22 protein-coding genes and 1 pseudogene are annotated in these 20,576 nt (G+C 40.0%); all 23 read left to right on the top strand.

Annotated elements, in window-relative coordinates; genetic code table 11:
* Nucleotides 1-853: 853 nt before the first annotated feature.
* The 23 genes and pseudogenes from CIK98_RS14385 (at nucleotide 854) to CIK98_RS14275 (ending at nucleotide 20,466) form a co-directional block, all read left to right on the top strand.
* Complete coding sequence (locus CIK98_RS14385; protein WP_094385431.1) at nucleotides 854-1,438, top strand: type IV toxin-antitoxin system AbiEi family antitoxin domain-containing protein; 585 nt, start codon at nucleotides 854-856, stop codon at nucleotides 1,436-1,438.
* Nucleotides 1,435-1,755, top strand: a complete 321-nt coding sequence (locus CIK98_RS14380) for a nucleotidyl transferase AbiEii/AbiGii toxin family protein (RefSeq protein WP_094385429.1) — start codon at nucleotides 1,435-1,437, stop codon at nucleotides 1,753-1,755. Before CIK98_RS14385 ends, CIK98_RS14380 begins: the two co-directional genes overlap by 4 nt.
* 16 nt (nucleotides 1,756-1,771) lie before the next feature.
* Nucleotides 1,772-2,605: a hypothetical protein gene (locus tag CIK98_RS14375; protein ID WP_094385427.1), complete on the top strand. Its 834-nt coding sequence runs from the start codon at nucleotides 1,772-1,774 to the stop codon at nucleotides 2,603-2,605.
* A 46-nt stretch (nucleotides 2,606-2,651) separates the two neighbouring features.
* Complete coding sequence (locus tag CIK98_RS14370; protein WP_094385425.1) at nucleotides 2,652-3,152, top strand: hypothetical protein; 501 nt, start codon at nucleotides 2,652-2,654, stop codon at nucleotides 3,150-3,152.
* An 880-nt stretch (nucleotides 3,153-4,032) separates the two neighbouring features.
* A complete protein-coding gene (locus CIK98_RS14365) occupies nucleotides 4,033-5,391 on the top strand; it encodes a hypothetical protein (protein ID WP_094385423.1) in 1,359 nt (452 codons plus the stop codon).
* Between the two features lie 236 nt (nucleotides 5,392-5,627).
* Nucleotides 5,628-6,995 carry a hypothetical protein gene (locus tag CIK98_RS14360; protein WP_094385421.1) on the top strand — a complete coding sequence of 456 codons (1,368 nt, stop codon included), beginning with the start codon at nucleotides 5,628-5,630 and terminating at the stop codon, nucleotides 6,993-6,995.
* Nucleotides 6,996-6,997: 2 nt separating this feature from the next.
* The gene (locus CIK98_RS14355) at nucleotides 6,998-7,351 is read left to right on the top strand and encodes an STAS-like domain-containing protein (RefSeq protein WP_094385419.1); all 354 of its coding nucleotides are present in this window, start codon (nucleotides 6,998-7,000) and stop codon (nucleotides 7,349-7,351) included.
* Nucleotides 7,352-7,353: 2 nt separating this feature from the next.
* Nucleotides 7,354-7,977 carry a hypothetical protein gene (locus CIK98_RS14350; protein ID WP_141210560.1) on the top strand — a complete coding sequence of 208 codons (624 nt, stop codon included), beginning with the start codon at nucleotides 7,354-7,356 and terminating at the stop codon, nucleotides 7,975-7,977.
* Between the two features lie 46 nt (nucleotides 7,978-8,023).
* Nucleotides 8,024-8,410 carry a hypothetical protein gene (locus CIK98_RS14345; RefSeq protein WP_141210559.1) on the top strand — a complete coding sequence of 129 codons (387 nt, stop codon included), beginning with the start codon at nucleotides 8,024-8,026 and terminating at the stop codon, nucleotides 8,408-8,410.
* A gap of 2 nt (nucleotides 8,411-8,412) precedes the next feature.
* Nucleotides 8,413-8,737: pseudogene (locus tag CIK98_RS14340) on the top strand (dTDP-4-dehydrorhamnose 3,5-epimerase family protein); the annotation flags it as partial.
* Between the two features lie 209 nt (nucleotides 8,738-8,946).
* The gene (locus CIK98_RS14335; protein ID WP_094385412.1) at nucleotides 8,947-9,666 is read left to right on the top strand and encodes a hypothetical protein; all 720 of its coding nucleotides are present in this window, start codon (nucleotides 8,947-8,949) and stop codon (nucleotides 9,664-9,666) included.
* Between the two features lie 14 nt (nucleotides 9,667-9,680).
* The gene (gene kdsA / locus CIK98_RS14330; protein ID WP_094385410.1) at nucleotides 9,681-10,433 is read left to right on the top strand and encodes a 3-deoxy-8-phosphooctulonate synthase; all 753 of its coding nucleotides are present in this window, start codon (nucleotides 9,681-9,683) and stop codon (nucleotides 10,431-10,433) included.
* Nucleotides 10,434-10,449: 16 nt separating this feature from the next.
* Entirely contained in the window at nucleotides 10,450-11,397 is a 948-nt protein-coding gene (locus CIK98_RS14325) for an SIS domain-containing protein (RefSeq protein WP_094385408.1), read from the top strand.
* 15 nt (nucleotides 11,398-11,412) lie between these two features.
* A complete protein-coding gene (locus CIK98_RS14320) occupies nucleotides 11,413-12,060 on the top strand; it encodes a cytidylyltransferase domain-containing protein (protein WP_094385406.1) in 648 nt (215 codons plus the stop codon).
* Nucleotides 12,053-12,541: an HAD family hydrolase gene (locus tag CIK98_RS14315; RefSeq protein ID WP_094385404.1), complete on the top strand. Its 489-nt coding sequence runs from the start codon at nucleotides 12,053-12,055 to the stop codon at nucleotides 12,539-12,541. Before CIK98_RS14320 ends, CIK98_RS14315 begins: the two co-directional genes overlap by 8 nt.
* A 48-nt stretch (nucleotides 12,542-12,589) precedes the next feature.
* Complete coding sequence (locus CIK98_RS14310) at nucleotides 12,590-13,027, top strand: hypothetical protein (RefSeq protein ID WP_094385402.1); 438 nt, start codon at nucleotides 12,590-12,592, stop codon at nucleotides 13,025-13,027.
* A 256-nt stretch (nucleotides 13,028-13,283) separates the two neighbouring features.
* A complete protein-coding gene (rfbC, locus tag CIK98_RS14305; protein ID WP_094385400.1) occupies nucleotides 13,284-13,868 on the top strand; it encodes a dTDP-4-dehydrorhamnose 3,5-epimerase in 585 nt (194 codons plus the stop codon).
* Nucleotides 13,869-13,953: 85 nt separating this feature from the next.
* Complete coding sequence (gene rfbA, locus CIK98_RS14300) at nucleotides 13,954-14,856, top strand: glucose-1-phosphate thymidylyltransferase RfbA (protein WP_094385398.1); 903 nt, start codon at nucleotides 13,954-13,956, stop codon at nucleotides 14,854-14,856.
* Nucleotides 14,857-14,973: 117 nt separating this feature from the next.
* On the top strand, nucleotides 14,974-16,095 hold the full coding sequence (locus CIK98_RS14295) for a polysaccharide pyruvyl transferase family protein (protein ID WP_094385396.1): 1,122 nt from the start codon (nucleotides 14,974-14,976) through the stop codon (nucleotides 16,093-16,095).
* Between the two features lie 2 nt (nucleotides 16,096-16,097).
* A complete protein-coding gene (locus CIK98_RS14290) occupies nucleotides 16,098-17,609 on the top strand; it encodes a lipopolysaccharide biosynthesis protein (protein ID WP_094385394.1) in 1,512 nt (503 codons plus the stop codon).
* Nucleotide 17,610: 1 nt separating this feature from the next.
* Complete coding sequence (locus tag CIK98_RS14285; protein ID WP_094385392.1) at nucleotides 17,611-18,846, top strand: Coenzyme F420 hydrogenase/dehydrogenase, beta subunit C-terminal domain; 1,236 nt, start codon at nucleotides 17,611-17,613, stop codon at nucleotides 18,844-18,846.
* Nucleotides 18,847-18,975: 129 nt separating this feature from the next.
* Nucleotides 18,976-19,536: a TIR domain-containing protein gene (locus tag CIK98_RS14280; protein ID WP_094385390.1), complete on the top strand. Its 561-nt coding sequence runs from the start codon at nucleotides 18,976-18,978 to the stop codon at nucleotides 19,534-19,536.
* 33 nt (nucleotides 19,537-19,569) lie between these two features.
* Nucleotides 19,570-20,466, top strand: coding sequence for a macro domain-containing protein (locus tag CIK98_RS14275; protein WP_094385388.1), 897 nt, complete (start codon nucleotides 19,570-19,572; stop codon nucleotides 20,464-20,466).
* Nucleotides 20,467-20,576 lie beyond the last annotated feature (110 nt).

Here is a 20,576-nt window from a genome sequence, read left to right as displayed (position 1 = left end):
CGTATAGGTAACTAAGCAGGTAGTCCGCGAAGTGCTTTTCTTCGTGGACAGCCTCTTTGTGCCCTAACGCGTCGTAAAACACTGTATATTGTATCATTTGTGGCATGATTTGAGATTGTGACATCTCAGTTTGTTATATTCTAAGAGGTACAAGTCCGTTTTTCTCATCCGTAAGTTGCCACTTGCCTTTTGGAAACCATGCAAAAACCGACATCTTTCCCCATAATATTCTGATTACATTTGCGGCGGACGTACAACGGTCGGCGCTTCATACCGCCTTGCAGGCGATACGAAGCCTAACTTGTTTCAGGATTATAATCAGATAATCAATAATCACTCATCATCAATCCGCATGGGCGCCCACGGCGCATAAACACTCGCACTATGTGCGTTAAACACTCGCAACTCTGTTGCGTAGATAACCACGAGCAACCCCTTTAGGGGCGAGAGCTTGTTTGCGAGTACAGGCCCAGCCGGCCAGGCTTTAAGTCCTTCCTCCTGAGGAGGGAGGATTTAGGAGAGAGGTGGAGCCCCTCTTCAGGTTAAGAGGGGACGGGGGAGTTTTCGAAAGTAGAAGAATCCGAAGCCTTTAATTTTTTAATCTTTAATTTTTTAATTTTTTTTGGTACAGGCCCAGCCGGCCAGGCTTTAAGTCCTTTCCCTCCTGAGGAGGGAGGATTTAGGAGAGAGGTGGAGCCCCTCTTCAGGTTAAGAGGGGACGGGGGAGTTTTCGAATATGTGATAATCTACGGATAATTGATGTATTTTCCGTAACTTTTTACAGGTTTCTTCCTTTTTTTCAAGAAAAAGCAGTACCTTTGCAGCAGAATTACGAAATCATCAAGATTCAACAATGAGAAATATCACCATCATAGACGAAATACAAAAAAGCGGAGGATTCATAAAGGCAAGCGAAGTGAAAACCCGTGGAGAATATGAACAACTGCGTCGCGCAACGGAAGAAGGCACGCTGCTGAGGCTTCGTAATGGAGTGTATGTGGAAACATCAGCCTTGGCAAACAATATGGTAGATGTGGAACGTATCGTGCCAGGAGGCGTGCTTTGTCTTTATAGCGCATTTACACACTACGGACTATCCACACAAGTTCCGTCCTCCTTCTGCATTGCCATCGAAGCCAAGCGCAAACTGCGTCTACCCGATTATCCTATCATTGACCTATACTATTGGAAAAAGGAGAATCTCGGATTCGGTATCACGCAGAAGGAACTGTCGGGATATGTCGTGCGAATCACCGACTTGGAACGCACTGTGTGCGATGCCGTCAAATACCGCAATAAGATAGGTCTTGACGTATGCGGCGAGGTGATAGACAACTATTTGAAGATGGACACCCGCAACATCTCCTTGCTGAACGAGTATGCCGGCAGACTGAGATTGCGTACCATTCTCACCAAATACCTGGAGACGAGACTATGACGAAGAATACAGGAAAATCTATCAGGACGCGCCTCCTCAACCTGTCGAGGAAAGAGGGCGTGGATTATATGAAAGTGTTGGTAAGATACCTGCACGAACGACTGCTGTTCCGCATTTCCGTCAGCCCATATAAAAGCGATTTCCTTCTGAAAGGCAGTACCTTGCTTTTTGCCTTAGACGGATTCAAGGCGCGCCCTACTATCGACATCGACCTTCTTGTAGAGCGCATAAGCAATGACCGTGACAACCTTAAGACCGTTTTTGAGAAGATATGTGCCATTGAATGTGTGGATGACGGCGTGGCTTTTAATCTTTAATTTTTAATTCTTTTAGATGCTTTTTCCTATTGAAGATTACTACGATATTGTCGTAGATAAGAAGATACAAGCAGTAGTGGACGAGTTGAAGAAACTGCCACACGATGTGCTTATCAGAAACATGACATATTGGATGGATTATCTAGACGAAGGCAAATATGTCGTTGAGTCTGACTTTCCTCACGAGGAATGGTTTGTAGATTGCGAGCACTATGCAGCAGCCACTACCGACGAGGAAAGATATAAACATGCGAAAAGCATGGCGCAGACCCTCGGACACATGTTGCAGGACATCAAACTCTTTCATCCAAACAAATACCCCGCCGCCATGAGAGCAGTGAAGTCGTGGAAGAAATACCTGTTTGTAGGTTTCTCCGCTACAATGAAGGAAGAGATAGACAAGGCTTGGATAGAGCCGCAGACATGCGAAGATGTCAAGAAGGCGGCATACGCCTATGTGCCGTTGTTGAAGACGATAATGAGCCAGGTAGAAGAAGGACAGGATAAAGAAGCGGCAGGCAATGCCTTTTATCTGTTGGAACGTCTTTGCAGACTGTACTGCAGTGACTTCATGTTGTTTGAATCGAACAGAGATAACGATTGTTCATACTATGAGTACCTGTTAGAGGCAGTATGCCATATACTGGTGATGGTCATGGAGAGGACCGTAGAGGTCATAAAGACAGCAATGATCTGGCATCTGAATGGGTTCAACATGCTCTATGGCCGCATCTTCGAGTCCTTATACTCTTCGTTTGAAGACTTGATAAATGGGGAAGCCGACGAGGACACATTTGTATACGAATACGATTACCTTGTTAATAATCCGACCGCGTTTACAACAAAATAAGATAACATCATTAATCTTTAATTATTTAATTTTTAATTTTTTTTCAATGCGAAAGCTACTCGATACAAAGGCCGGCGCCACCTTCTACGAAGAAATGCCGAATCTCACGTTGAGCACCCGAAAGGACTGCATAGAATTCATCTTTAAACTGAAGCCTGGCATATATGTCATTATCAACATGACCCGAGGCACAGGAGGCAAGATTATGCTCTATGCCAATTGGGACAAATACTTCATGCGCATGCAGAATCCCGATGTCCAACTGCCGAGAATCCAAAAGAACTGTCCAACTCTCTTTGCTGTTCTAACCGGCGAAGACAAGGACGACGTCAGTCTTCTAAGTCATAGAAACGCCCCAGCTCATGAAAGAGGATTTGGTGTCTTTTGTGATGGTGACGTCGATACCCCTCTCATCGCCCATATAGACAACAATCTATTGGACAAAGTGGCGATGCTGGTCAATAAGAACGTTGAAATCTACAACGAGCTCAACACCACCCCGCCTTTCCCTGCCTGGAAAGACGGGCTTAGTGAATTGTGGAATTAGCAATCAAAATCCCCACATTTTTCAAGATTTCCTTGCAAATCTCAAAATTAATATGTATAGTTTAAACTGATAGATAAACAATGAAGGTCAAATAAGACATTCTTCATCAATCAACGGCATGCCGGCAATCCGCCCCTGCGGATGAAGGATCGTCCCCTTCTGTCGTACCAACAATCAAGTAATAATTTACGATAAATTTACGGATAATTAATGGACATTAGCGTTCACCCCAACCCCGTCCGCTTGCGGACAATCTAAGTCGTCACATGTAGACCCTGTTGTCGTTAATAAATATCTTTATCAGTGATAATCAGCAATCAATCATCATCAATCCGCATGGGCGCCCACGGCGCATAAACACTCGCAATTCTATTGCGTCAAATAATCGCAACTCTGTTGCGTAGATAATCACGAGCAACCCCGCAGGGGCGTGAGCTTGTTTGCGAGTACAGGCCCAGCCGGCCAGGCTTTAAGTCCCCTGTACCCTGAGGGGAAAGGGGATTTAGGGGAAAGCGGTGGAGCCCCTCTTCAGGTTAAGAGGGGACGGGGGAGTTTTCGAAAAACATTTTTTTATGACAATTGCTGGTCATTTATGGCACTTGCTTTAGCTTGATGAACTCCTCTTTAAATTTACAACGTGTGAATAATTGCTGTTCACAAAAATAAAACCGTGATCTCTTTGTCCAATGTTGTATTGGTCATGGTTATTTGTGGTGGAGGGGATTAATGACGGGGAGGTTCGAAATGTCCCGTCATCTCCCTTCACCTTTTATAGAATCGTTTATCAGACACTTGCGTAGCTTGATGAGCTTGCGAATAATCAGTATGTAGGACTTTAACTTTTTTCACCGCAGTGAAAAATTAGTACAACAGGTTTATTATGCCACTCCCCTCCACCACCATACTCTCCCTTGATGCAAAGCTCTCGCTCCTGTATGCCATTGCTTTGCATTACGACACTGAGCTGTCAAACCTCTATCACGAGCTGTTCATGAAATCGCTGAAGGATGATGATACCCGGAAGATTAACCTGGACGACATCCAGAAGGAAAGAAGGATAGTTGAGGACGATATAATGACCATAAGGATGATGAAGAAGTCGGTGCCATTGATGCAACGCCTGGTCCTGCTCGGGTCAAGGCTGATCGAGCACGGGGAGGAAGAGTATGTGAAGCAGCTGTCAAAGGAATATCCATTGCCCGACATCACTGCGCTCGTGGAGAAATACTCGGATGACAAATACGGCGAGAAACGCATAAAGGAACTGAAGCGCGGTGCAGTGACGAAGGTGGAGAAGCCCAAGGTGATTCCCCGTTCGCCTGAGCCTATTCAGAAGAAGACTGCCATCATGCCTCCCACGGAATACCCCATGCAAAAGAAGATCAAGGGGCGTCTGAGCTCTATCTATGATAAGGAAGAAAAACTAAGGGCTAAGGGGGAGGCTAATCTTGAACTGTACGAAAAGGTAAAACAAGTGTTCAGTCAATATTGCCATTACTTTGCGGAGGTGGAGAGAATCAGCTATTTCATCGTACTGGCCATGGAGGACATGGTGAACGATACCCACCAATATGAGGCGTTGCAGATGCACAATGGCTATATGAAGAGCCCATATATGTTTACCGCACAGATGGTGACCACTTCCGTGAAACGTGCCGACAAGATTACGGCTGCGCTGGAGGAGTTGTTTGAGCAATACAAGGATGGGCTGCGCAACTCGGCGCTACGTGATTGGATAACGCAGAAGGCAGCAGAAGGAACATTCACCGCATGGCGGGAGTTACTGTTCTGGCTATTGGAAAAGAGCTTTGCCTTGCCCAGCTCTTATGGCTATTACTGTTACGACTACGAGGAGGATTTCATGCACTATAATAAGGTGCATCATCTGGATGCCAATGACGATGCGTGCAACGTGGCGGCGATGAAGATGCTACCCCTATACAGCGAATACCTCCGTCGCATGGGACAGTCCGAGTTGGCCGACAAGACCGCCCAGGCCTTCTGCACCGAACCGATGTATTTCGTATGCAACGGCAAGAACGCCGATGGCAACTACCTCTTCTCCAATCCCTGGCACGATGAGATGGTGGTATCTGCTGAGGGCATCAAGGTCGGTGACGAGCTGATAGGCAAGTGCGTATATACCTCATTAGTTCATTTCGATGGCCTGTATTATGTCAACACCGAGCTATATCCTAAGAACAAGGGGGTATATACCAAGTGGGCGAAGACGGTGTAAATGGTGAATCATTAATAAACATTCATCAATCATCAGCATTGCTGCAGTACTTTAGCTTTTTCACCGAGATGAAAAATTAGTACAACAGGGGACGAAGGGACTATGACAATCTTGTCAGGCTTGCTTTCTCCACGGCGACCAATTAAAATAAGTTAAATTTCAATTAAATCACAAATAGGCGGGCTTCTCGGAATGCCCGTCCTATAAGGGTTTTAATCACTTTTGGACGCTTACAGATGAAGAATAGGAAATACATATTATTGCGTATCTCCTTAAAACGTCACAGATACGATTTAAAAAGACGTTACATCAAAAAACGTAAGAGAAGAATTGAAAATGAGCAAAATGTTCAGTTCAAATCCTATATGCATGGAGACACATCCATACAGAATATCATTGCTATGACTATGTCTGACAGCGTTAAATATCTTTTGGAAGACCCCAATAGTCCATTAAGATTGGACTTGATTCTAATTGAAAAAGATGATTATAATGGAGAGATAGCGATTCCTGCCATTTTCTCACTTATTGACAATCCAAAAGACAGTTACGGAGCAATAAGGAGAATTGTTGCATCTTTGCTGTATCAGAAGCATAAGGATGTCATTATTGACTATTCAAATTGCAACGTTTTCACCTTAGAAGCACAAGTTCTTTTAGATTTAGTTTTACGCGATATACTGAAGATATATAAGATATGTGAGCGAACAAAACGAAATCAATTATTTGTAAAGAACATAACCGACCGTTCAAAGGGTAACAGCAATGTCCGGAAAATGTTGTTTTCAGTCGGTTCTCAGGCTATCCATACCAAGAATAAGAAAGAGTACCCTGATATAATCCCATACAATCTTTGTGTGCATCAATCCAAAAGCGATACTTTGGAACAAATTGAGCAGAAGGATTTGGATACGACATCATTATCCGATTATGTTGAGAATTGTTTGGCAAGGATGGGAAGGACTTTAGATGGGGAAAGTATGGATGATTTGTGTACTGTAATTGGAGAAATTCTCATTAATGCCGAGGAACATTCAAGCACAAAGTGCAGATATTCGATTGGGTATTTTGAGGAGAAAGATGTAAATGGAAACAAGTTGGGATTGTTTCAATTAGTGATTCTAAACATTGGCAGATCAATCTACGAGAAATTTCATGATTCGGATTGCCCCAATAAAGATGTTGTGGAGAAAATGCGAAACCTTTCAAAAAGGTACACTAAGAAAGGTTTTTTCACGAGGAAGAAATTTGAAGAAGAGGCTTTGTGGACATTATATTCATTACAAGATGGAGTGACCTCAGTTTCACCAAAACTCTATCCGCAACGAGGTAATGGCTCACTTCGTTTCATAGAGAGTTTCTTAAATCTCAAAAGAGCAGAAGCTTCAGACACTATTTCCAAAATGACACTTCAGTCCGGTTCTACATGTATAGTATTCGATGGTAGTTATGACACTTCCACGCGAGAGGTAAATGGAGACCGGTATAGAATAATGGCTTTTAATAAGAATAACGATATTGAAGATATTCCTGATGTGAGGTATGTTCGTACAACTGAACATTTCTTCCCGGGAACCTTCATTTGTGCAAATATTGTATTGTAATTATGAGTTTAAGCAAAAACAATGAAATTAATTTAGAAGACTTTAGAGTTGTAAGGTCAAAAAACGTTTATTCTAAAGTCTTCACTGGTCGAGATAGAGGAAAGTTTGTACGTGAGCAATCACGGTTGGATGAAGTAGATGGCCAATACGAAACTGTCAAAATAATCATTCCGAAAGATATAAGGTCTATCAACCCGTCATTCTTTGAGGAAATGTTTGTCAATGTGGTTAAACGTCATGGAAAAGATGAATTCTTAAGAAGATACCAATTTGAGTCCTTGGGCGACTATAACTATGACAGACCTCTTTCAGAGGCTATAGAACGAATCTTAAGAACGAATACAGCAATAGGATAGATATGGATTCATTATTAACCTCAACTTGTGATATTGCATTCACGAAACTTCTTAATGACACTTTGACTGTTGACATTGTTCAGAATGGCAATATGGAATCAAGTTGTCTTGATGTCGTTTATAAGATTGCCATGATTATTGTCGGTATAGTCAACTTATGTTTTGCCTTCTACATTTTCTTTTTTCAAAACAGAAAGGAAAAACAACATATTCGCTTGCAGGACAGAAAGTATATGCTGGAGAATTTCATATTGAAGTTTAAACTAGAATGTTTCTATGACAGTTTCAAACAACTTCTAAAGGAAAGTTCTTCATTAATTGATGATACGAATAAAAATAACTTGGAAAACACCAAAAAGGATGTAGAATCAAAATACCAAGAAATATTTTCCAATCTCAGAATATACTTTATTGAATCATTGAGCGCAATAGACAATAATCTATACATGAGTATTTTATCGGATGCGGATGCTCTTCAAGGCAAACTATCTGAAGCATTATTTGATGATGGTGTAATCCTTAACAAAAAGGCTAAATATGAGGAGCTTATCCAAAACCCTATTTTTTTGTATCAAGGCAAGATGTTGAAAACTCTATGTGATTTTGGAAAAGACAGTGGAAAGTGAATACTATTGAATAAACAGTAAGGAAGAAAAATACTATCGATTAAATATGAAAAGAAAAAATATTGTTTTTTGGACATTAACAACGTTGTCATTAATCGTTCCTGTACTCTCATTGATTTTTGATCTGATGTGGCTGATAGCAGCGTCACAAATAATCATAGGCTTTGCATTGGCTTGGTTGAGATATTCAGATTCCAAATCAAAAGAAGAGAGAATAAACAACTTGGGACAAAGAGTGGATGATACTGGAATGTCAATAATTGACAATGTTCAATATTTATATGTCATAATTGATAAAGATAAGCATTTTCTGTTTGGAATAGAAAAAGACGGTTCTGTCGATTGGTCAAAGGGAATTCCGCAACCTATCAAAGACGAGCTGAATAAGATTAAATTGGAAATTGAATATTTAAAAAGTAGTAGTGCCAAATAGGTATGAATGTAATAAAAACAAATATCCCCGACGTTCTCATCATTGAGCCCCGTGTCTTCAAAGACTCCCGAGGCTACTTCTTCGAGAGCTTCTCTCAGCGTGAGTTCGACGAGAAAATAATACCTATTTTAGGCCATAGTATCAACTTCGTACAAGACAACGAGTCAATGTCATCATACGGTGTGATGCGAGGTCTTCACTATCAGCGCATGCCATATACGCAGTCAAAATTAGTTCGTTGTGTCAAGGGCGCAGTGCTTGATGTAGCCGTTGACATCCGCAAAGGATCCACGACATTCGGTCAACACGTCTCCTGTCTCTTGACAGGACGTGATGAAGAAGGAATGAGGATAGCAGAGCAGTTCGCAAAAGAATCATTAATCAGCAATCAATCATCAAATACTGGTGCTTTTAATCGGACGTGTCCCTAAATTGAATACTTACAATCCTTATATCCCTGAAACCCCAGTAAATACTGGGGCTCTGGTGTATTGCCATAGGGATTTGATGCTTACCTAATAATTACTTGACCATCGATGAAGATTACATTTGATTACTTGATGACGCATAAAGATGAAGTTCAAGTGGTGTTCACTATTGTAGTAGGAATAGCCACTATCATTACTTCTTTTGTCAATGTCTATTTGGTCAAATGTCAATTGGACATTAACAAGGAGCAGACTGCATTACAGAAAAGTCAGAATCAACCAATCTTTGACATTTTGGTCAGGCAGCAGCAAGATAGCGATGATGGAAAATATGGAACGGATTTTATGGAAGTCCGCAATATAGGTTCAAAAGTAAAATACTGTAAAGTGGAATCCACGGTCTTCTTCTGTTTGTCAAAGCACTATCTTTCGCAAAGAGATTCTTTGTATGCCGAAATAAAGGACTATTTTTATGCGACTGTCAACAGCAATGTCGGTGATGGTTTAATCATGCAACAATGGTGTCCTGGCAACAACAGAATTTTCTGTGAAGGGTATAATAAAGCGATTCATGATTCTCATGATGGCATCCATTATTTCTATGACAAGGTCATATTACTGAAAATAGATTATCAGGATATATTGGATGAGAATCATACTCAATATTACAAAGATAACATACAGATAAGCGAAGAACAATATAATCATTACTTCGAATCATCGTCTGCCTCTTGGGGTGTTCACTTCTTCACTCTGAGAGATGACATATATAAGGATATGAAGAAAAAGATGGATGAAGGAAAATTAAGTGATAATATCAACAGATAGTTAAAATACAATATATGAAACCAGTTTTTATAGCAGGTCCCTGCGTGATAGAATCAGCAGAGTGCCTTGACGAAGTAGCAAAGGAGTTAGTTCGTCTAAATGAAAAGTATGGGATTGACATCATCTTCAAGTCTTCGTTCGACAAAGCGAACAGGACATCAATACATTCCTTTAGAGGTCCAGGCTTGGATAAAGGCTTGCAGATGCTGTCAGATATTAAGTCCAAGTTCGGACTGAATTTGTTAACAGACATCCATGAAAGTTACCAAGCAGCTCCTGCCGGAGAGGTGGTTGATGTTTTGCAAATACCAGCCTTTCTTTGTCGCCAGACAGACTTGCTTGTAGCAGCTGCGAAAACAGGAAAAGTGGTCAATGTGAAGAAAGCACAGTTCCTAAGCGGTGTTGATATGCAGTATCCCGTACAAAAAGTGAGAGAATCTGGCAATGATAATGTTTGGCTGACAGAACGAGGAAACATGTACGGTTACAACAATCTTGCAGTCGATTTCAGGAATATTGCTGATATGAAGCAATATGTTGATACCATCATTATGGACTGCACCCACTCCGTACAGCGTCCCGGTGGCAATGGCGGTAGCACAGGCGGGAATCGAGAATTTGTTCCTGCTATGGCATTGGCAGCAAAGGCATTTGGGGCAAATGGATATTTCTTTGAAGTACACCCAGATCCAGACAAAGCAAAAAGCGATGGTCCTAATATGCTGTATTTGCATGATTTGGAAATGGTAGTAAAATCACTGTTGTAACATATAATATATATTCATGAAAGATGTGAAAGAATATGCCGTGAGATGCTTCAAAGATGAAGCTCAGGCTATCCTCGACCTTATTCCTATGCTTGATGATAATTTCTCAAAAGCTGTAGATTTGGTCTATAATTGTAAAGGGAAATTGATAGTTACAGGTGTTGGCAAAAGTGGACATGTTGGCGAGAAGATCGCGGCAACATTGGCTTCGCTTGGCACGCCTTCCTTCTTCCTCAACCCTCTTGATGCCTATCACGGTGATTTAGGAATGATAGCTGAAGGTGATGTAGTAATGGCAATCAGTTACAGTGGAAACACTGACGAACTTCTGCGTTTTATTCCATTATTGATTGATAGAAAAATACCAATTATTGGGGTATCAAGCAATCCAAGTTCATTACTCGGGCAATATTCAACCTGCCACCTAAATATTAAGGTTGACCATGAAGCAGATCCTTTGAATCTCGCTCCGACATCCTCCACAACCACTACTATAGCTATGGGAGATGCACTTGCCTGTGCATTGGTTCATCTTCGGAATTTCAAGCCCAACGACTTTGCACAGTTCCACCCGGGAGGTTCGTTGGGTAAGATGTTGTTGAGCACGGTCAAGAACTTTATGGTTTCTGACAATTTGCCGATAGTGTCTAAGAAAGACAAGGTCAGCGATACCATCATTCAGATTAGCAAGACCAAACAAGGAATCGCAGTAGTGATAGAGGATGAAAAAATAGTTGGTGTTGTTACTGATGGAGATGTCAGAAGAGCTATGCAAAGCAAGCAGGACAGCTTCTTCCATCTTGAGGTTAAGGATATTATGAGCACCACACCCAAAACCATCAATGAGAATACCAAACTCAATGTGGCAGGTGATATGATGCGAAAATACAACATCCATTCTTTGATAGTGGTCAACAATGACCAAAGATTCGTCGGTATTATCGACAGTTTTTCTTGTTTATAATTATATGATATAAAGATGAAAACAGTAGCATTTGTTCCAATTCGTTTAAACAGTAAACGAGTTGTAGGTAAAAATTTAAAATTGTTGGGCGGCAAACCGCTTTTATGCCACGTCCTTGACACATTATCAAAGGTAAAGGGAGTGGACGAAGTATATGTTTATTGTAGTCAAGAATCCATCATTGACTACCTTCCACAAGGAGTCAAGTTCTTGAAACGCCCTGAATTTTTGGACAGGGACGAGACTCTTGGAAAGGAAATTTATGAGGAGTTCACGAAAACGATAGATGCAGATGTATATATATTGGCGCACACTACATCGCCGTTCCTGAAAATCTCTACCTTCGAAAATGCCCTAACTAAGATAAAGGAAGAAGGGTATGATTCTGCATTTTCGGCTGAAAAGATACAGACTTTCACTTGGTATAAGGGAAAACCACTTAACTATGATTTAAAGGAAATACCGCGTACTCAAACAATTGAGCCTGTATATGTTGAGACTTCTGCATTTTTCATGTTCAAAAGAGATGTATGGAAAGTACATCATCAACGTATAGGATTCAACCCATATATGGCTCTTGTAGATAAAATAGAAGGAGTTGATATAGACTGGCCAGAAGATTTTGAGTTTGCTGAACGTATCTTAGAATCTTATTATGAATAAAGACCTCTCAAATATAAAACTCGTCATCCTTGATGTCGATGGTACACTCACTGATGGAGGAGTGTACATCGACAGCAATGGGGTGGAATCAAAGAAGTTCAATATCAAGGATGGTGCAGGCATTGTTCTTGCTGAACAGGCAGGCATAGAATTCATGATATTGACGGGACGCAAAAGCTATTGCGTGGAACATCGTGCAAACGAACTGAAGATTAAATATGTCTTTCAGGGAATAGCCGACAAGCTTTCCTATCTCCAGCAATTCCTTTCTCAGCAGGGGCTATCACCCTGTGATGTCGCATATATAGGAGATGATGTCAACGACCTCGAATGTATGCACATCGTAGGATTCACAGCTTGCCCTGCCGATGCTGTTGAAGAAGTTCGTCAGCAATGCGACTTCGTTTCATGTTACAACGGAGGGCAAGGAGCAGTGAGGGAAGTCTGCGATATGATTAGAAAAAGAAAAAGTTCAACATAGAACTGCCATTATCATAATTGAATAACAAATTAATAATTATTTTGAACTATGAAAACTGTTGATGTCGAAACCTATGATTCAACGATATTTCAGGCGTTAATGACTATTGTTGTAAAAAACCAGAATAATCTCTATGCTATAACACTTAAAGATCTTTGTGAGATATTGCAAGTTGACATTAATGCAGTGAATCGTTTCTTGGAGCTCAATTACTCAGCTTTACGAGCTGATAATTTGCCTCACCTAGAATTGCCGATATTTAATTCTGAAGATACGTGGCATTATATTCAAGGTGGTGGTGAATACAATGTTTCAGAAGAAGATAAATATATCATGCCTAAGGGAAACGTAGATGCTCTACCTTATTTGATGTTGGACATAATGAGAGTTCAATCCATCAAGACTTCTTATGAAGAAAAGTTCGCTGTTGTCCTTAGCATGACACTAAAAGATTGTTTAGAGTATGCGCATAAGTTTGATGAATAAGGTGCAAAATAGGTTTAAGTCCTAAGCACTAATTTTTGGGCTATGTAATAAAAGTTTGTACGTTTGCTGCAGAATTTAAACATCATATGTTATATATAGCAGTGAAGATTTAGAAATAAAGTTCAAATTGAATATAATGAAGACAGCTTTTTATGTTGAGTATAACTTAAGATATCAAAAGGTCTTTAAATCAGACGTGAGCCATGAATTGAGTATTTACCTTTTGTGAATAATAAGCTATCAATAATCATTAATAATGAACATAATAAAAACATCAATCCCCGGCGTGCTCATCATTGAGCCGCGTGTATTCAAAGACTCCCGAGGCTATTTCTTCGAGAGTTTCTCTCAGAGAGAGTTTGATGAGAAAATAACGCCCATCCTTGGGCATAGTATCAACTTCGTGCAGGACAACGAGTCGATGTCATCATACGGCGTGATGCGTGGTCTTCACTATCAGCGCATGCCATATACCCAGAGCAAACTCGTGCGCTGCGTAAAGGGCGCAGTCCTTGACGTAGCCGTTGACATCCGCAAAGGCTCCCCGACATTCGGCCAGCATGTAGCAGTAGAATTGACAGAAGACAATCATCGTCAGTTTTTTATCCCTCGTGGCTTTGCCCATGGTTTCGCCGTGCTCTCCGAAACCGCCGTCTTCCAATACAAGTGCGACGAGTTCTATCATCCCGAGGCTGATGGCGGCATCAATATCAAGGACGAATCCCTGGGTATTGATTGGCGCATACCTATGGAGAAGGCGATACTCAGTGAAAAGGACTTGAAGCATGCATGTCTGAAAGACGCAGTGCTTGATTTCGATATAAATGATAAATTGTACTAATCATCTTCACTGTTCAGATACTGCCTGTTTTCCAGAGCAACTTTTCAGGTAAGTCTGAATGGTGAAGATATAAAAAGATAAATATATGAAAGGTATAGTATTAGCCGGTGGCTCGGGTACCAGGTTGTACCCCATCACCAAGGGTATCAGCAAGCAGCTGATTCCCATTTTCGACAAACCAATGATTTATTATCCTATCTCAGTGTTGATGCTTGCCGGCATCCGTGAGATATTGATAATCAGTACTCCATTCGACTTGCCTGGCTTCAAGCGACTGCTTGGCGATGGCAGCGACTTCGGGGTGAAGTTCGAGTATGCCGAACAACCATCCCCTGATGGTCTCGCACAGGCATTCACTATAGGTGCTGACTTTATTGGTGATGATGCAGCATGTCTTGTACTTGGAGATAATATCTTCCAAGGTGCTGGTTTGACGAATATGCTTATAGAGGCAGTACGCACAGCCGAGGAAGACAAGAAGGCTACAGTCTTTGGATATTGGGTGAGCGATCCCGAAAGATATGGCGTGGCTGAGTTTGATGCTGAGGGCAACTGTCTAAGCATTGAGGAAAAGCCAGAGCATCCAAAGAGCAATTATGCAGTAGTCGGATTGTATTTCTATCCCAACAAAGTGGTAAATGTAGCAAAGACAATCAAACCATCAGCAAGAGGTGAATATGAGATAACTACTGTTAATCAACGATTCCTTGAGGATGGAGAATTGAAGGTTCAGACTTTAGGCCGTGGCTTCGCATGGCTCGATACAGGAACACATGATTCTCTTTCTGAGGCATCTACTTATATAGAGGTTTTGGAGAAGCGCCAAGGCTTGAAGGTGGCTTGTCTTGAAGGAATAGCATTCCGCAAGGGATGGATTACTGCCGACAAGATGCGTGAGCTTGCAAAGCCCATGCTCAAGAATCAATATGGACAATATTTGCTTCAAGTAATTGAAGAAGTAGAAAGGACAGGTCAAGCGAATCTTTAATCAATAATCAGCAATCAGTCATCATTATGAAAAGGCGATACTCAGCGAGAAAGACTTGAAGCATGCATGCTTGAAAGATTCAGTGCTTGACTTTGATATAAACGATAAATTATACTAATGAATAATATAACCTTAGTTACATGGCTTGGAAGTGGTAATTTCGGTACCTCTCTACAGTCATTTGCATTGCATAGGAAATTACAGAACTTAGGGTATTCAGTGACATTCCTCTCCGGATGTCCTAAGAAGTTTACAATAAAGAATAAAATAAAATATGTATTAGGATTAATAGGTGTTGACTTAAGCTCAATAAAGAGGAAAATAAAAGGCGAAAAACTCACTCTTAAACAGAAAAAGCTCAAGCGGTTTATACAAGATAACTACCATCTGGCAGAAGCAATCAACTCGAAAAGGCAGTTGGATAGGATAGTGGATAATACGGATGTATTTGTTACAGGAAGCGACCAGATTTGGAATACTGTATATTGTTTCAATCCCTTTTACTTTCTCGACTTTGCAAAAGACAAGAAACGTATAGCCTATGCTTCAAGTATGGGAATATCAGATTTCCCTAATGAGCACAAGCAGGCTGTTAAGAGCCTATTGTCAAAATTTCAACATATAGGGGTTAGAGAACAAACGGCAGCAAAGGCTATATCTTCATTACTCGATAGAAATGATATTCGTCAGGTATTAGACCCTACATTCCTTTTAGACAGAAAGGATTGGTTCGCAATATCAGAAAAGGCAGATATAGAAATTGATACACATGACAAATATATTTTCTGCTATCTCATAGGCAATAACTCTTGGTATATAGAACAATTACAGGATGTAGTTGCATCTACTGGCATCAAAAAGGTAATTATTGTGCCTGCTGTAGAGAATAAAGATTTCTCTGTTGAAGGAGCAACCATATATGATGCAGCAGGACCTTTGGAATTCATCAAACTCATAAAGGAAGCGGCATTTGTATGCACTGATTCATTCCATGCCACTGCGCTCTCACTCAATATGGAAGTGCCATTTGTTGAGTTCATGCGATTCTCGGATGACTCAAAAGGATCGCAGAACTCTCGTATATACGACATTTTGGAAAGATACAACCTGACCTATCGTATCTATAATAAAGCAGATAAACGATGGGCTGAGATTATTGACTATTCAGCCGTTTCAAACCAAATTAACAATGATAGAAAGGCATCGTTGGACTTTTTGGTTGAATCAATAGAAAGATAAATATGTCATTAAGAAATAATTATTATGTGTCTTCATTCTTTTGGAGCACATTGTCAAAGATTCTCACTGCAATAGTCGGATTTATCTCTGTCCCTCTATTGTTGGGCTATTATGGCAAGGCAGAATACGGCATTCTGTCTATAGCCACGGCATGCAATGGTTATATGCACCTGTTGGACCTAGGCATGAACGTAGGGGCAGTTAAATTCTTCTCACAGTGGAAAGCGGAAGGCAATATTGACAAAGTATATCGGGTAGCAAGAACCAACATCACATTCTATGGGATTATAGCGCTGATTAATATTGCAGGATTATTGTTATTGGCATTTTGGGGAAAATCATTCTTCTCGATTACGGATTTGCAATTTGTGACGCTTCAAAAATGCCTGATAGTCATTGCCCTTTTCAGCATATTAAGTTGGGGCGCAACTACATTCAATCAGTTGCTGATAGCCGACAAACAAATGGCTTTCACTATGCAGATGCAGTGTGTTACTGGACTTTTGAAAGGTTTGCTTGTTGCTTGCGTTTTTTTGTTTGACTGGTCGCTGCTAACCTATTTTTTCTTTTTAACTGCAGTCATATCATTACTTATCGTGCCATATGCAATACGTTGCAGGCAGCATAATTTGATAGACAGTCTCATGCCGGCTACATATTGGAAAGAATTCAAGGTGGTGCTGGTGTTCAGCTTGTCCATATTTGCATTGTCATTGTTTCAGACAACAGCATCACAGTCTCGCCCAATCATTCTGAGTATGTTTGCAATAAACGGAGCAGAAACAGTGGCTGAGTATAGGATCATAGAGGTAGTACCGCAACTTATTATTATGATAGGTGGCACATTTGGAGGCGTTTTCCTTCCTAAGACTTCAGAAATGGTCGCTCGAAAAGATACTGCTGCTATTCAACATTTTGCATATAAATGGACAAGATACACTACTGTTGTTGTAAGCTCCTTGTGTTTTCCTTTCATTCTATGTTCGTCGGAAGTACTTTCAGCGTACGTTGGTGAAGAGTATTCGCATTTGTCAATATGGATGGCGATATGGTGCGTGTCAGTATTAGTTCAAATGCACACGACACCTGGAAATGCATTAGTATTGGCTTATGGTAAAACCAAAATATTGGTCAAGGTGACATCAATAGCGTGTATACTTTCCATAGTATTGAATGCTTTCCTTTGTAAATATTTTAGTGTTGGTTCAGCTGTTATATCATACTTCTTATATACGTTGGCAATTATCGGATTATACTATGTGTCCTTTTATAAAAAACTTCTTGGATTAAGTCGCTTGCGAATGTTCTGTTGTTTTTTATATCCTGTAATAATCGCTATTATCACATTCTGTATAGTATCATTTTTGCCAATCACTGTAAGTTTATACGATGGAATCAACTTCAGATTAGCTTATATTATTGTTTGTATAATAAAGTCGTCAATATGGCTTTTACTATATATGTTTGCACTGTACCTGTTTAAATTATTGGATTTAAAAGAATTGAGAAAATAATATGGAAATATGTCCACACAATGAATGTACGGGATGTTATGCATGTGTTTCCGCGTGCAAACACGATTGCATCAAAATGGAAGAAGATGAACTTGGTGCAATCCACCCCTCAGTTGATGATGATAAATGCATCAATTGTGGTGCTTGTCGGAAAGCGTGTCCGAATAATGTCTCATTAGATTTTAAGTATCCTACTGCATGTTATGCTTCGTGGATAACTGATAAGGAAAAGAGACGTATCTGCGCCTCAGGAGGAATAGGTACGACAATGTCTGAATACGTCATAAAAAATGGAGGTGTTGTATTTGGTTCTCGCTACAATGAGAGTTTAGTGCCAATCATGACTTTTACCGAACGTTTGGAAGAACTGGAGCATTTTAAGGGATCCAGATATGTACAAAGTCTTGTCGGCAGAGATACTTTTATACAGGTTAAGAAGTTTCTTATAAACAATAGGCTGGTGCTCTTCATTGGTACCCCTTGCCAAATTGCAGGTTTAAAATCATTCCTGAAGAAAGATTATCAAAATCTGATTACAGTTGACTTGATATGCCATGGAGTATGTCCTACCAAACACTTTACAGAGGAAGTTGATTATCTTGCGAAAAAATATAAGCTGGAAAACATCGCAGACGCTCGCTTCCGAGGTAATGATGGGAATAACTATCGTCTGACTTTATGGAATAAAGCCAGACGAAAGTTATTCCCAGGGAACAACTATCGTGAAAAATTGCTTCGCCTCTCCGAGTCTCAGCAATTTTATATTTGGGGTTTCCTTTTGGGTGTGACTTTGCGTGAAAACTGCTATTCCTGCAAATATGCTCGTCCTGAGCGTATATCCGATATAACAATTGGCGACTTTATAGGATTGGGCAAACAGGTTCCGTTCGACTACCCCAAGGGTAATGTTTCTTCAGTTACTATAAACACGGAGAAAGGAAATGTATTTTATAAATCTGTATCAGATAGTAATGATAGTCTGATAAATATTGAACGAAATTATGAAGAGCGTCTTGAATACAAACCGTCATTGGTAGAGCCATTCCATAGACATCCTTTATCCTCAACGTTTATTGAATACTATAAGGAAGAAGGATATGTGATGGCCATACGACATACGTTGAAAGACTATCTTCTAAATCGACAAATAAAACTATATCTGAATTATTGGACTTATATTTATAGAGTACCAAGAAAAGTATTTAAAATAATAATTGGTAAAAATGGAAAGAGATAAAGCTATATACTCTGTTGCGGGTTTTATGATTTCATATAAGGGGAATTAGGGTCAGACAAATTGGCAGGAACTAATATTCCTCTGAGTTTTACGAATATCTTTTGGTTTAACATAAATAATAAATATATTATGGCTTACAGAAACGGGAATTACTCTGCTTTTTATGTAGCAGAACCATTCAACGAGTCAAATCTTGGTGCAAATGCAACAAAAGATTTTGTCTATTATAATATGTTGAGGGCTTGGAAGGGTGCTGATAGCAGCTTCCCATTTGTTGACTCTCACGACAAGACTTACAACGTGCGAGATGGAAGTGATTGGGAGAAGACACTCAAACCCAGATTACATCGGCGTTTGGATAAATCCAAAAACGTGATACTATTTCTCAGTTCAACAACTAAGAATAGCAGGGCATTAAGGGAGGAAATAGATTATGCTATCAATCAGAAAGGACTTCCCATCATTGTTGTATACCCAGATTTCAAGATCAAGTCTGATATTGTTTCTGAAAAAAGGATCAGGAAACAGATAAGAGATTTATGGGATAATCTGCCTGTTTTCAGAGACAACAAGTCTAAAGTCCCGGTCATTCATATACCTTTGGATAAGGAACTTATCTCTAAGAGTATCAGCCATGATTGGTTTAGTGTGATAACAAAGGGTGACAAGAAAGGTGATTATTGGTGGTAAACACGATATTTGGAGGTTAACAGAGTGGATATTATGAAGAAATTGGCAACTCGATTTTGGCTTAACAAGTCATACATATTATCTCAAGCATGCAAATGTACAGGAATGGTATTTACCGTTTGGGGATTGATTTCCATATTCAACCCATTAGATGATTGTTTTTATAATGAAGTTACATTTGCATGTAAATTGCTAATTGGTATTCTTGCAGTAGTTATAGTATATCTTTTATCTGCAATCGTTTCTTCAATCATATGCTTAAACTCCAACAAGGAATGCGTATTTACATCTAATTCTAAGCACTCTGTTTATATCCATTTTGGAGATATACTATCCCCTGATGTTCTTGCTGAAGATGGCAATCAAAGATATAATTTGGTAATACCTGTGAATCGTTGTTTTGACACGATAGTTGATGACAACCTGATATCCCACAGGTCTTTACATGGCAAAGTGATGCAGAATTTGTATGATACAAATGAATTCACCCCAGAAGGGTTGAATCAAATAATGCAAGAGGCCTTGTCTCAACGAGATTTTGAATCGATACTGACAGTAGGCCAAAAGCCGGAAGGAAACTTAAGGAGATTCAAAGCTGGAACCGTAGCAGAAGTAAGGAAGTCTCAAGATTTGACCTATTTCTTTATGGGACTGAGTAAGCTTGACTGTAACCTGCAAGCAAGCTCGACAAAAAGCGAGTATGCTGTTGCAATCCAAAGACTCATAGAGTTTTGCAATGCACGTTCACAGGGATATCCCGTTGTCATGCCTGTTATTGGAACAGGCTTATCCAGAACAAACATCGAGATACGGAGCACGATTAAATACCTTATCAGTGCATTACGCATAAACAGGGATATTATTAATTGCGATTTTCATATTATCGTTTGGAAGGGAGACAAGGATAAGGTTTCAATAAAAAGTCTTTAAGAAATTCACCTTTGTAGATAAAGAAAACGAAGATAATTTATAAATATAAAGAAAGCATTACAAATGAAATCAAATTATTTGTGGGTAATTTTGATACCTTTATTCATCAT

Origin of the sequence: Prevotella sp. P2-180 (genome assembly GCF_002251435.1) — a bacterium.
In the GTDB taxonomy this organism is placed as follows: Bacteria; Bacteroidota; Bacteroidia; order Bacteroidales; family Bacteroidaceae; genus Prevotella.
Note: the sequence above shows the minus strand (reverse complement) of the source record. Positions and strands in the feature narration are given on the sequence as shown.

Coding starts and splice junctions, on each gene's coding strand:
- CIK98_RS14385 (WP_094385431.1), top strand. CDS start 854: ATGAGAAATATCACCATCATAGACGAAATACAAAAAAGCGGAGGATTC.
- CIK98_RS14380 (WP_094385429.1), top strand. CDS start 1,435: ATGACGAAGAATACAGGAAAATCTATCAGGACGCGCCTCCTCAACCTG.
- CIK98_RS14375 (WP_094385427.1), top strand. CDS start 1,772: ATGCTTTTTCCTATTGAAGATTACTACGATATTGTCGTAGATAAGAAG.
- CIK98_RS14370 (WP_094385425.1), top strand. CDS start 2,652: ATGCGAAAGCTACTCGATACAAAGGCCGGCGCCACCTTCTACGAAGAA.
- CIK98_RS14365 (WP_094385423.1), top strand. CDS start 4,033: ATGCCACTCCCCTCCACCACCATACTCTCCCTTGATGCAAAGCTCTCG.
- CIK98_RS14360 (WP_094385421.1), top strand. CDS start 5,628: ATGAAGAATAGGAAATACATATTATTGCGTATCTCCTTAAAACGTCAC.
- CIK98_RS14355 (WP_094385419.1), top strand. CDS start 6,998: ATGAGTTTAAGCAAAAACAATGAAATTAATTTAGAAGACTTTAGAGTT.
- CIK98_RS14350 (WP_141210560.1), top strand. CDS start 7,354: ATGGATTCATTATTAACCTCAACTTGTGATATTGCATTCACGAAACTT.
- CIK98_RS14345 (WP_141210559.1), top strand. CDS start 8,024: ATGAAAAGAAAAAATATTGTTTTTTGGACATTAACAACGTTGTCATTA.
- CIK98_RS14335 (WP_094385412.1), top strand. CDS start 8,947: ATGAAGATTACATTTGATTACTTGATGACGCATAAAGATGAAGTTCAA.
- kdsA (WP_094385410.1), top strand. CDS start 9,681: ATGAAACCAGTTTTTATAGCAGGTCCCTGCGTGATAGAATCAGCAGAG.
- CIK98_RS14325 (WP_094385408.1), top strand. CDS start 10,450: ATGAAAGATGTGAAAGAATATGCCGTGAGATGCTTCAAAGATGAAGCT.
- CIK98_RS14320 (WP_094385406.1), top strand. CDS start 11,413: ATGAAAACAGTAGCATTTGTTCCAATTCGTTTAAACAGTAAACGAGTT.
- CIK98_RS14315 (WP_094385404.1), top strand. CDS start 12,053: ATGAATAAAGACCTCTCAAATATAAAACTCGTCATCCTTGATGTCGAT.
- CIK98_RS14310 (WP_094385402.1), top strand. CDS start 12,590: ATGAAAACTGTTGATGTCGAAACCTATGATTCAACGATATTTCAGGCG.
- rfbC (WP_094385400.1), top strand. CDS start 13,284: ATGAACATAATAAAAACATCAATCCCCGGCGTGCTCATCATTGAGCCG.
- rfbA (WP_094385398.1), top strand. CDS start 13,954: ATGAAAGGTATAGTATTAGCCGGTGGCTCGGGTACCAGGTTGTACCCC.
- CIK98_RS14295 (WP_094385396.1), top strand. CDS start 14,974: ATGAATAATATAACCTTAGTTACATGGCTTGGAAGTGGTAATTTCGGT.
- CIK98_RS14290 (WP_094385394.1), top strand. CDS start 16,098: ATGTCATTAAGAAATAATTATTATGTGTCTTCATTCTTTTGGAGCACA.
- CIK98_RS14285 (WP_094385392.1), top strand. CDS start 17,611: ATGGAAATATGTCCACACAATGAATGTACGGGATGTTATGCATGTGTT.
- CIK98_RS14280 (WP_094385390.1), top strand. CDS start 18,976: ATGGCTTACAGAAACGGGAATTACTCTGCTTTTTATGTAGCAGAACCA.
- CIK98_RS14275 (WP_094385388.1), top strand. CDS start 19,570: ATGAAGAAATTGGCAACTCGATTTTGGCTTAACAAGTCATACATATTA.